Below are 12,998 nucleotides of genomic sequence, written 5' to 3'. Positions count from 1 at the left end.
GATGTTCGAACTCAGCCAGCTGCGCTGCTTCGTTGCCGCCGCCGAGGAATTGCATTTCGGCCGCGCGGCGCAGCGGCTCAACATGACGCAGTCGCCGCTCAGCCGCCAGATCCAGCTGCTAGAGCGGATTCTCGACGTGACCCTGCTTGAACGCACCAGTCGCAACGTAGCCCTCACCCCTTCGGGTCGGGTTTTCCTGATCGAGGCCCGGCGAATCGTTCGGCTGGCGGAAAGCGCGGCCCTCTCTGCGCGGCGCGTGGCCAAGGGAGATGCCGGCAAGATCGCGATCGGCTTTACGGCCGTTTCGGGCTACACGCTGGTGCCGCAGATCGTCGCCCATGCTCGCGCTTCCCTGCCCAACATCGATCTCGAACTGCACGAGATGGTCTCGGGCGATCAGACCGATGCGCTGCTGACCGGCCTGATCGACATTGGCTTCGTCCGCCCTCCCGTTGTGCGGCACGAATTCGAAACCGCGCTGATGCTCAACGAACCCCTGCTGGTCGCGCTGCCCTCGGGCGACGCGCGCCAGGCCATGTCAGTGCTTGCGCTGGCCGATCTCGATGAGTTGCCGCTGATCATGTATTCGCGGGCTGGCGCAGGCTATTTCCATGACATGCTGGTGAGGCTGTTCGATGAGGCCGGAGTCTCGCCTCAGCTGGTCCAGCATGTGACCCAGATCCACTCGATGCTCGGCTTGGTCCGCGCCGGTCTGGCGGCGGCAGTGGTGCCGCAATCGGCGATGGGCCTGCACCCCGACGACGTACAGTTCCGTCAGCTGGCGACCATGCCTGAACGTCCCGTCGAACTGCACATCGCGTGGAAGCGCGACAACGCCAATCCCGCGCTTGAGGCGATGCGCAAGCTCTGCCTTGAATGCGTTCCTGCATGACGACCCGGCGCACGGCACTCAAAGGACTCGCTTCGGCGTCGCTGTTCGTACCCGGACTGGCGCATGCTGCGACCGGCGATCCGGTCGCGGTCACCCGGCATGGCCGGGTCCGGGGTCTGCGCGAAGACGGCGTGCTGGCGTTCAGGGGTGTGCGCTATGGTGCCGATACCGCGTCGCGCCGCTTTGCCCGAGCGGCGCCCGCAGCGCCATGGACCGGCATTGCGGACGCTATTCGCTACGGTGCCAGCGCGGCGCAGACCGGTGTTGACGGACCCGGCAGCGAAGATTGTCTTTTCCTCAACGTCTGGACCCCCGCGCTTGATGCCGGGCGGCGCCCCGTGATGGTCTACCTCCACGGCGGCGCGCACAGCCATGGTTCGGGTTCCGATCCGCTATACGACGGTGCCAACCTGGTGCGGCGCGGCGACGTGGTTGTGGTGACGCTCAACCACCGGCTCGGCGCGCTGGGCTATGGCTATCTTGCGCGGCTCGGCGGCCCCGCTGAATCGGGCAATGTCGGAAATCTCGACATAGTCCTCGCGCTGCAGTGGGTGCGCGACAGTATTGCCGCGTTTGGCGGGGATCCTGGGCGAGTGATGCTTTTCGGCCAGTCGGGCGGCGGGGCGAAGGTCGTGACCCTGATGGCCATGGCCGAGGCGCGCCCGCTGTTTCACTCTGCTGCGACGATGAGCGGCCAGCACGTCACCGCTGCCGGGCCGCAGCACGCTACGCAGCGCGCCGCAGCGTGGATGGCAAAGGCGGGCGCGCGCGATTTCGCCGAACTCGCGCGGATGCCGGTGGAGCGGATGGTCGCGGCGATGGCGATGACTGACCCGATTGAGGGCAGGGGTGAAATCAGCTTCACCTCAACGCTCGATCACGCTGTGCTCACACGGCATCCGTTCTATCCGGGAGCCCCGCGCGAGGCCGCGCATATCCCACTGATCGTCGGCAATACGCACGATGAGACCGGCTATTGGCTGGAGAAATCGCTAAAGGCCGGCGACACCACCTGGGACAATCTGCCAGCGCGTCTGGGGCAACAGATTGTCAAGGATGTCGATCCGGTTTGGCTGATCGGCGAATACCGCAAGCTTTACCCGGACCGTAGTCCCGGGCAGATCCTGCTGGCGGCATCGACAGCGGCGCGGTCATGGCCCGGCCACCTGATCCAGGCCGAGGAGCGCGCGAAGATTGGCGCGCCGACATGGATGTACCAGCTCGATTTCTCCTCACCCGAAGCGGGCGGCATGCTCGGCGCGTTCCACACGCTCGACATCGGACTGGTCTTTGCCAACTCGCAGAACCCAAAGGCGCGAACCGGCGCCAGCCCGGAGGCGCGGCAGCTTGCCGGGCAGATGGCCGATGCATTCATCCGGCTGGCGCGTGCCGGTAACCCAAACGGCGGCGATCTGCCACACTGGCCACAATACGATCTCGATCGGCGCGCGACGATGATCTTCGATCGGGCGGTCCGTGTGGAGAACGACCCGCGCCGCGCCGAACGACTGCTGCTTTCGGTCGCGCCTTATATCAAGCCGGGAGGATAGGCCTCAGCGATCCCACGGGAAGGCAAGGCTGGGCCGGTTGGCGTAACGGCTCATTGCGAGCGCCAGCCGGGTTCCGGTGCCGGGTTCCAGCCGCACGGTAAAGTCCCGCGCGCCGACAGCGTGTTTGATGCCATCAATCGTCACCGCATCAATTCGGTGTTCGGCAAATGCGCCGCCTTGCACCACGACCGTGCGCGGCGCAGGGCCAAGGTTGACCAGCGTCACCTCGGTTGCGGTATCGCCCAGCGAATGGACCAATGCGGCGACGTCTGCCGGCACTCCGGCGCGGCGAAGCGCGGGATCGAAATAGCGCAGCCGGCAGTGCAGCGGTACGCCTCCCTGTGGCGGGCTTGTGGGCGACCATGGCGGACGAGCAATATGAAGCCCGCCGGTCATGGTCTGGATCAGTGCCATGGCGCTGGCCGGGTTGATGTCGAGCGTCCAGTCAGCCAGGCGGGTGCCGGGATTGGTGGTATCGGCAAGGCGCGCCGCTACGCGGTCCGCGACACGCTTGAGATCGCCTTCCAGCGCAGTTTCGGCATAACCCGGATTACGCCCTTCAAGGAAATCGAGCCACGGATGGTCCCCCGCTGCGGCGCGGTCCGCTGGGCTTTGCGTGGCGTACCAGATCTCGAAGCCGTTGGTGCGATACGGGCCCGGCTTCCAGCCCCACCAGCCCTCGGGCCCGTACATGGACGGGGCCGAAAGCCTGCCATCGATCGACTTCGATGCCGCATTGATGATGGCATTCTGGCGAGACCACAGCCGCACGTAGTTCCGGTCACCGGTGAGCAACAACGCGTTATAGAACGCGGTGATCGAGCGCGGCACGCGGTTGCGGTTCTCACGCTTGCCCGTCTGCGGGACGACCGGCGAGAAGTTCCAGCCATAGGTCCCGCCCCACCAGTCGGCTGCAATCTTGCCATCCGGCCCGATCTTGCTCGGAATGATTCCGCCGTTGGCCTGCATCCGCTCGGCCCAGGCATCGAGATAATCGAGCGACCAGCGGCTGAACCGTTCGCCCAGTCCCAGTGCAAAGGCGTTGAGCCCCAGCGTCGTCGCCTGCAGGTTGAGCGGGTTGTCCCCCACAACGTCGGTATATTCGGCATAGTGGGCGAGGAACTCGGCGAAGCTGTCCTCACCGTGCTCAAGGTGGAACGGACGCGCATCGAAGGGATCACCGGCCCAGTCTAGCGGGGTCGCGGCGCGCAGCATCGGCCCGCGACTGCCGTTTAGCAGGCTGCGCATCATGCGATGCCGCGCGTCATAATTGTTCACAGAACGGTCTGCGCCGGTGTATAAATCGGCAAAGCGCCGGGTGCGCAGCGCCAGCGCCGGGTCGCGCGGGTCGCTCAGCCCCATCACGTTGAAGCTCGTCAGTCCCTCGGCATTGTGCTGCCAGTCCATCTGCACCGGGAACTCGCGGTGGTACATGCCCAGCCGGGCGATGGGTGCTTCGCGAGTGCGCACGCGCGAGTATTGGCGCAGATGGCCTTCCCAGAATTTCTGACCCAGAATCTTGAGCCGGTCCGACCCGCCGAGTGCGTGGAGCACGAACCAGTCATTGGTGAACTCGGCTGCATCGTCGGGCCCATCATTCGCACCCCAGCGCGGGAATGCGAGAAGCTCGTTATCGCTGGTGACGTATTTGGCATAATAGGCTTCGCAGGCCGCAGCGTTGGCGGCGAGCAATTCGCGCTGGAGCACGGCCCAGCGCGGCGGGGACATTGGCGTGGCGATCCGGAGCGTTGCCAAAGGGGGGCGCGCTGCGGCGGGTAGCGCGGCCAGCGCCGCTCCTCCCGTCAGGAATGCGCGCCTTGTGGGCGTCATTCGCCGAGTTCCAGCCGCCTGATGGGTCCCACCACGAAGCCATAGGCCGCCATCGTCAGCAGGCAGTGGGCCGCGACGAAGGCCAGCGCCCAGTCGAATGACCCGGTCGCCGCAACGATGAAGCCGACCGCGATCGGGGTGACAATCCCGCCGATATTTCCGAACATGTTGAACACGCCGCCAGCCAGTCCTGCGAGGCGCGGCGGGGCGACGTCGGCCATCACCGCCCAGCCGAGAGAGGCAACCCCCTTGCCAAAGAAGGCGATGCTCATGAACAGGACGACAAGCCATTCCGCCTCGACCCAGACACATGCCAGGATCGCGGTGGCAAGAGCCATGCCGAGAAGAAGCGGAGTCTTGCGGGCCAGGTCCAGGCTTCCCGTGCGCTTGAGGATGCGGTCCGAGATGAGCCCGCCGGCAAGGCCCCCGACAAAGCCGCAGAGCGCTGGCGCAGCGGCGGCAAAGCCAGCCTCCAAGATGTTCAGACCGCGCTCCTTGACCAGATAGATCGGGAACCAGGTGACGAAGAAATAAGTCAGCACGTTGATGCCGTATTGTCCGATGTAAATGCCCAGCATCATCCGGTTGGAGATCAGTTCGCGTAAGTTGGGCCACGAAAATGGCGGGGCGCTTCCGCGTGCAGTGGATTCCATATCCACGAGTCCGCCGCCTGCCCGGATTTCCTCAAGCTCGGCGGCGTTAATCGCGGGATGGCGGTCCGGTCCGTGGACATAGGCAACGAACAAGGCTGCGGCGATGACGCCGACCAGCCCCATCACCCAGAACACCGTTCGCCAGCCAAAACCGTGGACCAGCCAGCCCATCGCCGGTGCAAAAACCACTAGCGAAAAGTATTGCGCACTGTTGAATATGGCCGAGGCGATGCCGCGCTCGCGGCCGGGAAACCATGCAGCTACCAGTCGCGCATTTCCCGGAAAAGACGGCGATTCTGCGAGGCCCACCAGGAAGCGGAGCGCGAACAGCGTTCCAACCGCGCTCAGCCCGGCGACCAGCCCAACGAATCCCTGGCTGAAGGTGAAAATCGACCACAGCACAATCGCTCCGGCGTAGATGCGTTTCGTGCCGAAGCGGTCAAGCAGGGCCCCGCCCGGGATTTGCGCCAGCGCATAGGCCCAGGCAAAGGCCGAAAGGATGAAGCCGGTCTGCACCGGCGACAGCCCGAGCTCGCGGGAAGCCGATTCGCCCGCGATCGAAAAGGTGGCGCGGTCTGCATAATTGAGCGTGGTGATGACGAAAATCAGCGCAATGATACGCCAGCGAATCCGCGTCGGCCTGCCTGCCTGATCCATCATCATCTCCTCGGCCGGTGATCGCACGACATCGGCTCTTGCTCACAAACTAGCGGCTCATAAGCGCCGGGTCCAAGTCGATTAGCGGGATGATCAAGTCAATCCATGGCACAATGGCGAGCGAGCCCGCGCTCGCATAGCGGCCATCTGTGCAAGTCTTGCATCAATCCATGCCGGATTGAGGTTGGCCCGTTTGCCGCGCCGCCGGTAGGAGGATAGCCAATCCGGTCCGTTGAGGCCACCGACTTCAGAGGGGATTACTGATGGCTCATTTCGCTTTCCGCGGCCGCAAAGTCGCATTTGGACTCAGCACCGCCATTCTGGCGCTGGCCGTTCCGCACGTTGCCTTTGCGCAGGACGCCGCTCCCCAGGACGAAGCACAGCTCGGCAGTGAAACCCCCATCGTCGTTACCGGCTTCCGCGAAAGCCTTTCCAGCGCGCTTGGCATGAAGCGCGCCGAAACGGGATCGATCGATGCGATCAAGGCTGAGGACATTGCGGAATTTCCCGACCTCAACCTCGCTGAATCGCTCCAGCGCATCCCCGGAGTGGCGATCAGCCGCGTGAACGGTGAAGGCCGCAACATTTCGGTGCGCGGCTTGGGCCCTGAATATACTCGTGTCCGCATCAACGGCATGGAAGCCATCGGCACCACCGGCGGCACCGACAATTCCGGCGGCGTCAACCGTGGGCGCGGCTTCGATTTCAACATCTTCTCGTCGGACCTGTTCAGCAGCCTCGCTGTGCGCAAGACCGCCAGCGCAGACGTGGAGGAAGGATCGCTTGGTGCGACTGTCGATCTCAATGTTTCGCACCCACTCGATTTCCGCGAAGCGACCGCCACCGTGTCGGTCCAAGGCAGCTACAATGACCTCGCCCGCAAGGTGACCCCGCGCTTCTCGGGGCTGGTCACCAAGAGCAACGACGAAGGCACCTTCGGCGTTCTGCTTTCGGTCGCTTACGAAGAGCGCAGCCTGAAGGAAGAGGGCGCCAACATCACGCGCTGGACCTATGGCGGATTCAACGGTGGGTTCAATGCCGCCTCGACGCTGCCGGGCTACACCATCGCTCAGATCAACAACTCGACCAACCTCGACACCGCGCTGTTCCACCCGCGCATTCCGGGGCTGGTCAGCTACGATATCGATCAGAAGCGCCTTGGCGCGGCACTCTCACTCCAGTTCAAGCCCGCTGATGGCACGCTGATCACGCTGGACGGACTCTATTCGCGGCTCGACGGAACGCGATCGGAAGCCCAGTTTCAGGCCATCGGATTCAGCCGCTCTGGCACCGGCAAGCCGCAATCGATCATCCGTACCGGCGTGGTCGATGGCAACAACAACATCATTTCCGGCACCTTCGACGCGGTCGATCTGCGGGTCCAGTCGCGCTATGATGTGCTCAAGACCGATTTTTACGAAGTGACCGGCAATATTGAGCAACGGCTGGGCGACAATCTGAAGTTCACCGGGCTGGCTGGCTATTCAAAGTCGGCATTCCGCAATCCGATCCAGACCACTGTTACGCTCGACGCGGCGAACACCAACAATTTCAAATACGACTTCACTACCCGTTTCCCGGCGATCATTCCGGGCGTCGACATTTCCAATCCGGCAAGCTTCACGTTTACCAACGGAACCTCGGAAGTACGGATTCGTCCCCAGACGGTGGACAACAGCTTCACCACGGCCAAGGGCGCGATTGAGTGGACCGCAAGCGATGCGATCAAGGTCAAGACCGGTGTCGACTGGCGGAAGTTCACTTACGAATCGACCGAGAAGCGCCGTATTTCCGGTGAGACCGTGGTCGAAACGCTGACCGCCGCCCAGATCGCCGCTGCAACGACCGTATACTCCGGCTTCGGACGCGGGCTTAACCTCCCATCTGGCACGCCTACAGGCTGGGTCGTCCCCGATCTCAGCCAGTACATCTCGCTTTACGGCATTTACGACAAGCCGATCTACCAGATCGGCGGTGTCGAAAACTCCAGCGCGCGTGGTTCCTTTGTTACCGTCACTGAAAAGGACCTGGGCGCCTACGGGATGGTCGAGTTCAATCTTAAGGACGTGGGCCTGCCGCTGCGCGGTGACGCAGGCGTGCGCTACGTCAAGACCAACCAGCTTTCGACCGGTTATGCGAGCCAGGGCGCGACGATCAATTTCGTCACCGCGGAGCGCAGCTATGACAAGTGGCTGCCAAGCGCCAACCTGGTGTTTGATGCCAGCGACCACCTGCTTATCCGCTTCGCCGCAGCCAAGACGCTGGCCCGCGCCGGAATTGGTTCGCTCTCGCCGGGCGGAAACCTCTCGGTTTCGGGCGGCAACCGGACCTTCAGCTCAGGCAATCCCGATCTGAAGCCCACCGAGTCAACAAATCTAGATTTCGCCATCGAATGGTATCCGACTCGCGGCGCGATCTACTCGCTCGCCCTGTTCCAGAAGGACATCGGGACATTCGCCCAGACCTTGAGCGTCACGGTGCCCTTTACCGATCTTGGCCTGCCTGCATCACTGCTGACCGGGACAACAGCCCTGCCGACCGACAGTTTCATCGTGACGCAGCCGATCAATTCCACTGGCGGCAAGCTTAAGGGCTTCGAAGTCAACATGCAGCAGCCGTTCACGTTCTTGCCCGGGCCGCTGGCAAACTTCGGAATCCTGGCGAACTTCACTTACGTCCAGTCCGACATCAAATACTGCACCGTCGCCTCTTGCGCGACATTTGTAGTGGCGCCGTTGGTGGGCCTGTCGAAATATGCCGCAAACGGCACGCTCTATTACGAAGACAGCAAGTTCTCGGTTCGCGGTTCGGTCGCTTACCGTTCGAGCTATCTCGTCGCGGTGCCGGGCACGGAAGGCAACGCCTACAATGGTACGAACAAGACCATCAGTGTCGATGCGCAGATGTCTTACTCGATCAATGATCACATCAAGGTCAGCCTCGAAGCGATCAACCTGACCGACACCAAGAACGACCAGTTCGTTGACGAAACCAACCGCCTCAACGTGCTTACCCACAGCGGACGGCAGTTCAACTTCGGCGCGAAATTCACTTTCTAAACACCTCTCTCCCGGGGTGCACCTGAGCTTCGCGAAGCGGACCAAACCTTTGGCCGCCTCGCGGGGCTCATTTTTTACGGAACAGACAATGATCGATGGCAGTATTCTGATCGGCGGCTCGGCAATTCAGCGTGACGTGAAATTTCGGGCTCATGAGGCAGCTTCGGGCGAGGTAATTGGTCCCGAATATTCCGAGGCGAGCCAGGCCGACGTTGAAAATGCCTGCGCTAAGGCGGCCATCGCCAGCGAACCATTTGGCGCCTTGGAGCCGGCGCTTCGTGCAGCCTTCATCGATGCGGTCGCCGACCAGATACTGGCAATTGGAGATGAACTGATCGAAGTCGCGATGGCAGAAACCGGTCTGCCGCGCACGCGCCTCGAAGGCGAGCGTGGCCGGACCGTGGGCCAGCTGCGAATGTTTGCCGCCGAAGTCCGGCACGGGCGATGGCTGGACGTGACAATCGACCCTGCCATGCCGGAACGGGTGCCGCCCCGCGCCGACCTGAGGCGAATGAATATCCCGCTAGGCCCGGTTGCGGTGTTCGGCGCGTCGAACTTCCCGCTCGCTTTCTCGGTTGCCGGGGGCGACACGGCGTCGGCTTTCGCGGCGGGTTGCCCGGTCGTCGTCAAAGGGCATCCGGCCCATCCCGGAACCGGTGAACTGATTGCGCGCGCGATCCGGTCGGCGGTCCAGTCGTGCGGCCTGCCCGAGGGCGTATTCTCCTATTTGCCCGGGAGCACCAACGGGCTGGGCGGTGCGCTCGTCGCCGATCCGCGCATCAAAGCGGTCGGCTTCACGGGATCGCGCAGCGGGGGGCTTGCCCTCGTCGAAATCGCGCACAAACGCCCCGAACCCATCCCGGTCTATGCCGAAATGAGCAGCATCAACCCCGTCGTCCTGATGCCCGCCGCGCTGGCCGCGCGCGCAGAAGCGCTGGGCGCGGCCTTCATCGGATCGCTGACACTTGGCGCCGGGCAGTTCTGCACCAATCCCGGTTTGGTGATCGCGCTCGACGGTCCCGACCTTGACCGCTTCGTCGCTTCAGCCTCGGCGGCGCTTGCCGCTGCGCCGCCACCCGTCATGCTGACGCCCGGTATCCATGCTGCCTTTACCGCAGGCGTGGCCGCGCTGGACGGCAATGCGGCGGCAAAGCGTATCGGTGCGGGCGCTCTGTTCGAAACGACCGCGACGCAATTCATTGCAGACCGTTCGCTCGGCCATGAAGTTTTCGGGGTGTCATCGCTCATCGTTCGATGCACAGACATGAACGAGATCGCACAAGTCATTGCCGAGCTAGAAGGCCAGCTGACGGCGACACTGCAAATCGACCCGGCGGATATCGGTGACGCCGCGCCGATCCTTTCGCTGCTACAAGCCAAGGTGGGCCGGGTGCTGGCGAACGGCTGGCCGACCGGTGTTGAGGTCACCCACGCCATGGTGCACGGCGGCCCCTTTCCGGCGACGTCGGACGGGCGGACGACGTCGGTGGGTACGTTGGCCATGACGCGATTCCTGCGTCCGGTTTGCTATCAGGATTTGCCAGACGCGCTCCTTCCGCCCGCGCTTCAGGCCGCGAATCCGTGGAAACTGCGGCGCCGTGTCAATGGCGTGCAGGAACCGGCATGATGCGGTCGCTGCTACAGTTTGAGCGAGGCGGGGTGCGAGGGGTTGCCGCGCTCGATGGCGCTGGCAAGGCCTGCCGGCTAAACAATACGACCTCGACCCGCGAGCTGGCGCTTGATGCACTGTCCGCAGGTATCGGAATGCGCGAGCTGGCCCAGCAGCGCGCCAGCGAAGCAATCGACCTGACCGCCGTCACCCTGCTGTGCCCCGTCGATCATGCCGATCCGGCTCATCTGCTCGTCTCAGGAACGGGTCTTACCCATCTCGGCTCAGCCGAGGGCCGCGACAAGATGCACCGCGCGGCAGCATCAGGCGAGACACTCACCGATTCGATGCGGATGTTCCTGATGGGCATGGAGGGCGGAAAGCCCGATGCCGGTGCCATCGGCGTGCAGCCCGAATGGTTCTACAAGGGCGATGGCGACATTCTCGTTGCCCCCGGCGCGCCGCTGACCGCCCCCGGCTTTGCCGAGGACGGCAGCGAAGAACCAGAGATTGCCGGGGTCTATCTGATCGACGCAGCAGGCAATCCGGTGCGGCTGGGGTTCGTGCTCGGCAATGAATTCTCTGATCACATCGTCGAGCGGACCAACTATTTGTGGCTCGCACATTCCAAGTTGCGCCAGGCCGCGCTCGGTCCGGAATTGCTGCTGGGCGATCTGCCAGCGAGCATAAGCGGCACCAGTCGCATCCTGCGCGATGGCAAGCTGCTGTGGGAAAAAGCGTTCCTGTCGGGCGAGACCAACATGTCGCACAGTATCGCGAACCTTGAGCATCACCATTTCAAGAACGCGCATTTCCGGCGCGCGGGCGACGTGCACGTTCACTTCTTCGGCACGGCAACGCTCTCGTTCAGCGACGGCGTCACCACGCAGCATGGCGATGTGTTCGAGATCGAGGCCGACGCGTTTCGGCTGCCGGTGCGCAACCCCTTGGTGCGCGAAGCCGCTTGCGCCCCGGTCGAGGTCCGGGTGTTATGACAAACATCCGCCTCGGGCTGGTCGGGCTTGGCAAGATCGCCCGCGACCAGCATTTGCCCGCCATTGCATCGACCGCCGGGATCGATCTGGTCGCGGTCGCGAGCCGCAACGCCACCGCCGAGGGCGTGAACAACTACCACGACCTTGCCGCGATGCTTGCCGGCGAACCCGGTCTTGATGCCATTGTGCTGTGTCAGCCACCGCAGGCCCGCTTCGACGCGGCGCGGATGGCGCTGGCGGCAGGCAAGCACGTCTTCCTCGAAAAGCCCCCCGGCGCGACGGTGTCCGAAGCGCAGGCACTCGCTGCGCTGGCGACGCAACAGGGCGTGACGCTTTTTGCGGGCTGGCATTCGCGGTACGCGTCCGCTGTAGCGACCGCCAAATCATGGGCTGCCACGCACACCCTCAAACACGTCACTATCGACTGGAAAGAGGACGTCCGCCACTGGCATCCCGGGCAGGACTGGATCTGGGAACCGGGCGGCTTCGGCGTGTTCGATCCTGGTATCAATGCGCTGTCGATCCTGACCGAAGTGATCGGAGCACCAGTACGGCTCATCGATGCCGAGTTGGAAACCCCTGCAAACCGCCAGGCCCCGATCGCCGCGCGCCTTGCGATGGCAACGGCGGGTGGCGTGCCGATCGCGGCTGAATTCGACTGGCGACAGACGGGTCCGCAGACTTGGGATATCGTCCTCGAAGCCGAGAGCGCGACGCTGCGCCTGTCGCACGGCGGCAACATGCTTGTGATCGACAACGTGCCGCAGGATACGGGATTGGAAGCGGAATATCCTGGTCTTTACCGCCGCTTTGTCGATTTGATCGGGTCGCGCGAAAGCGACGTCGATCTGGCACCGCTGCAAATCGTAGCCGACGCCTTTCTTCGCGGCCGCTCTCGCTCTACCGAAGCGTTCGACGATTGAAGTGCAGAATTGAAGGCAATGTTTGTTGGGCAAGACGGAACGTATTCATCAGGCAATCGCCCGCACATTAGGCACGGCGATTCTGGCGGGCCAGCACAAGCCCGGCGACAGTTTTGAAGGCGAAATCGAACAAGCGTTGGCGCTCGGCGTTTCGCGCACGCCCTATCGCGAGGCGATCCGCATCCTCGTCGCCAAGGGCTTGCTCGAGAGCCGCCCCAAGGCAGGGACGCACGTAACGCCGCGCGCGCGGTGGAACCTGCTGGATCCCGATGTGCTGGCCTGGACGTTTGCGGGGGAACCCGACGCGGGCTTCGTCACCGGACTATTCGAGCTGCGCGGCATCATCGAACCCGCAGCAGCGGCGCTGGCGGCACAGCGCCGGACGCCCGCCCAGATCGACGCGATGCGCGCCTCGCTGGATGCAATGGCCCGCCATGGTCTCGCTAGCGACGCAGGCCAAGCCGCCGACCAGCAGTTTCACTTGTCGATTCTGGAGGCGACGCACAATGACGCGCTCGCCTCGCTCGCCAGTTCTGTGGGCGCGGCGGTCGGCCTCACCACCCGCTTCAAACAACGCTACCACGCCCTGCCCCGCGATCCCCTGCCCGATCATATTGCCGTGTTCGAAGGGATTGCTGCGGGCGATAGCGCGCAAGCGCGGCGCGCGATGGAGGAACTGCTGCGGCTGGCGCTCGCCGATATGGCGGTGGTGCGCGCCTAGGCCGTCGTGACGTCAAAGTTGCCTCTTCTTGCTCCCCCGCGAAGGCGGGGGTCCAGCACTAGAGCAAAGAGTTTTTTGACACAGGACTGGGGCCCCGCCTTCGCGAGGG

At 63.7% G+C, this 12,998-nt stretch carries 9 protein-coding genes; 7 read left to right on the top strand and 2 right to left on the bottom strand.

Annotation, left to right across the window (positions count from 1 at the left end; all coding sequences use genetic code 11):
- Position 1 precedes the first annotated feature (1 nt).
- Complete coding sequence (locus RMO89_RS18610; protein WP_310535038.1) at positions 2-892, top strand: LysR substrate-binding domain-containing protein; 891 nt, start codon at positions 2-4, stop codon at positions 890-892.
- Positions 889-2,442 (top strand): carboxylesterase family protein, encoded by a 1,554-nt coding sequence (locus RMO89_RS18605; RefSeq protein WP_310535037.1) that lies wholly within the window; start codon positions 889-891, stop codon positions 2,440-2,442. The genes RMO89_RS18610 and RMO89_RS18605 overlap by 4 nt, the downstream gene beginning before the upstream one ends.
- Positions 2,443-2,445: 3 nt before the next feature.
- Here RMO89_RS18605 and RMO89_RS18600 read toward each other — a convergent pair whose 3' ends face one another.
- Together RMO89_RS18600 and RMO89_RS18595 are read right to left on the bottom strand one after the other, a co-directional pair.
- Positions 2,446-4,272 (bottom strand): hypothetical protein, encoded by a 1,827-nt coding sequence (locus RMO89_RS18600; RefSeq protein ID WP_310535036.1) that lies wholly within the window; start codon positions 4,270-4,272, stop codon positions 2,446-2,448.
- A complete protein-coding gene (locus tag RMO89_RS18595; protein WP_310535035.1) occupies positions 4,269-5,582 on the bottom strand; it encodes an MFS transporter in 1,314 nt (437 codons plus the stop codon). Before RMO89_RS18595 ends, RMO89_RS18600 begins: the two co-directional genes overlap by 4 nt.
- 263 nt (positions 5,583-5,845) lie before the next feature.
- Between RMO89_RS18595 and RMO89_RS18590 the strand changes: the two genes are divergently transcribed.
- The 5 genes from RMO89_RS18590 to RMO89_RS18570 all read left to right on the top strand — a co-directional run bounded on the left by RMO89_RS18590 (position 5,846) and on the right by RMO89_RS18570 (position 12,889).
- The gene (locus RMO89_RS18590; RefSeq protein WP_310535034.1) at positions 5,846-8,641 is read left to right on the top strand and encodes a TonB-dependent receptor; all 2,796 of its coding nucleotides are present in this window, start codon (positions 5,846-5,848) and stop codon (positions 8,639-8,641) included.
- 88 nt (positions 8,642-8,729) lie between these two features.
- Positions 8,730-10,268 carry an aldehyde dehydrogenase (NADP(+)) gene (locus RMO89_RS18585; protein ID WP_310535033.1) on the top strand — a complete coding sequence of 513 codons (1,539 nt, stop codon included), beginning with the start codon at positions 8,730-8,732 and terminating at the stop codon, positions 10,266-10,268.
- Positions 10,265-11,245, top strand: coding sequence for an AraD1 family protein (gene araD1 / locus RMO89_RS18580; RefSeq protein ID WP_310535032.1), 981 nt, complete (start codon positions 10,265-10,267; stop codon positions 11,243-11,245). Before RMO89_RS18585 ends, araD1 begins: the two co-directional genes overlap by 4 nt.
- On the top strand, positions 11,242-12,168 hold the full coding sequence (locus RMO89_RS18575) for a Gfo/Idh/MocA family oxidoreductase (protein ID WP_310535030.1): 927 nt from the start codon (positions 11,242-11,244) through the stop codon (positions 12,166-12,168). Before araD1 ends, RMO89_RS18575 begins: the two co-directional genes overlap by 4 nt.
- Positions 12,169-12,193: 25 nt before the next feature.
- Positions 12,194-12,889 carry a FadR/GntR family transcriptional regulator gene (locus RMO89_RS18570; protein ID WP_310535029.1) on the top strand — a complete coding sequence of 232 codons (696 nt, stop codon included), beginning with the start codon at positions 12,194-12,196 and terminating at the stop codon, positions 12,887-12,889.
- The last annotated feature ends 109 nt before the right edge of the window (positions 12,890-12,998 follow it).

Source organism: Novosphingobium sp., from assembly GCF_031424035.1.
In the GTDB taxonomy this organism is placed as follows: domain Bacteria; phylum Pseudomonadota; class Alphaproteobacteria; order Sphingomonadales; family Sphingomonadaceae; genus Novosphingobium.
Note: the sequence above shows the minus strand (reverse complement) of the source record. Positions and strands in the feature narration are given on the sequence as shown.

Excerpts from the sequence above, each read along its gene's own strand:
- RMO89_RS18605 (WP_310535037.1), top strand. The coding sequence starts at position 889 with ATGACGACCCGGCGCACGGCACTCAAAGGACTCGCTTCGGCGTCGCTG.
- RMO89_RS18575 (WP_310535030.1), top strand. The coding sequence starts at position 11,242 with ATGACAAACATCCGCCTCGGGCTGGTCGGGCTTGGCAAGATCGCCCGC.
- RMO89_RS18610 (WP_310535038.1), top strand. The coding sequence starts at position 2 with ATGTTCGAACTCAGCCAGCTGCGCTGCTTCGTTGCCGCCGCCGAGGAA.
- RMO89_RS18590 (WP_310535034.1), top strand. The coding sequence starts at position 5,846 with ATGGCTCATTTCGCTTTCCGCGGCCGCAAAGTCGCATTTGGACTCAGC.
- RMO89_RS18585 (WP_310535033.1), top strand. The coding sequence starts at position 8,730 with ATGATCGATGGCAGTATTCTGATCGGCGGCTCGGCAATTCAGCGTGAC.
- RMO89_RS18595 (WP_310535035.1), bottom strand. The coding sequence starts at position 5,582 with ATGGATCAGGCAGGCAGGCCGACGCGGATTCGCTGGCGTATCATTGCG.
- araD1 (WP_310535032.1), top strand. The coding sequence starts at position 10,265 with ATGATGCGGTCGCTGCTACAGTTTGAGCGAGGCGGGGTGCGAGGGGTT.
- RMO89_RS18600 (WP_310535036.1), bottom strand. The coding sequence starts at position 4,272 with ATGACGCCCACAAGGCGCGCATTCCTGACGGGAGGAGCGGCGCTGGCC.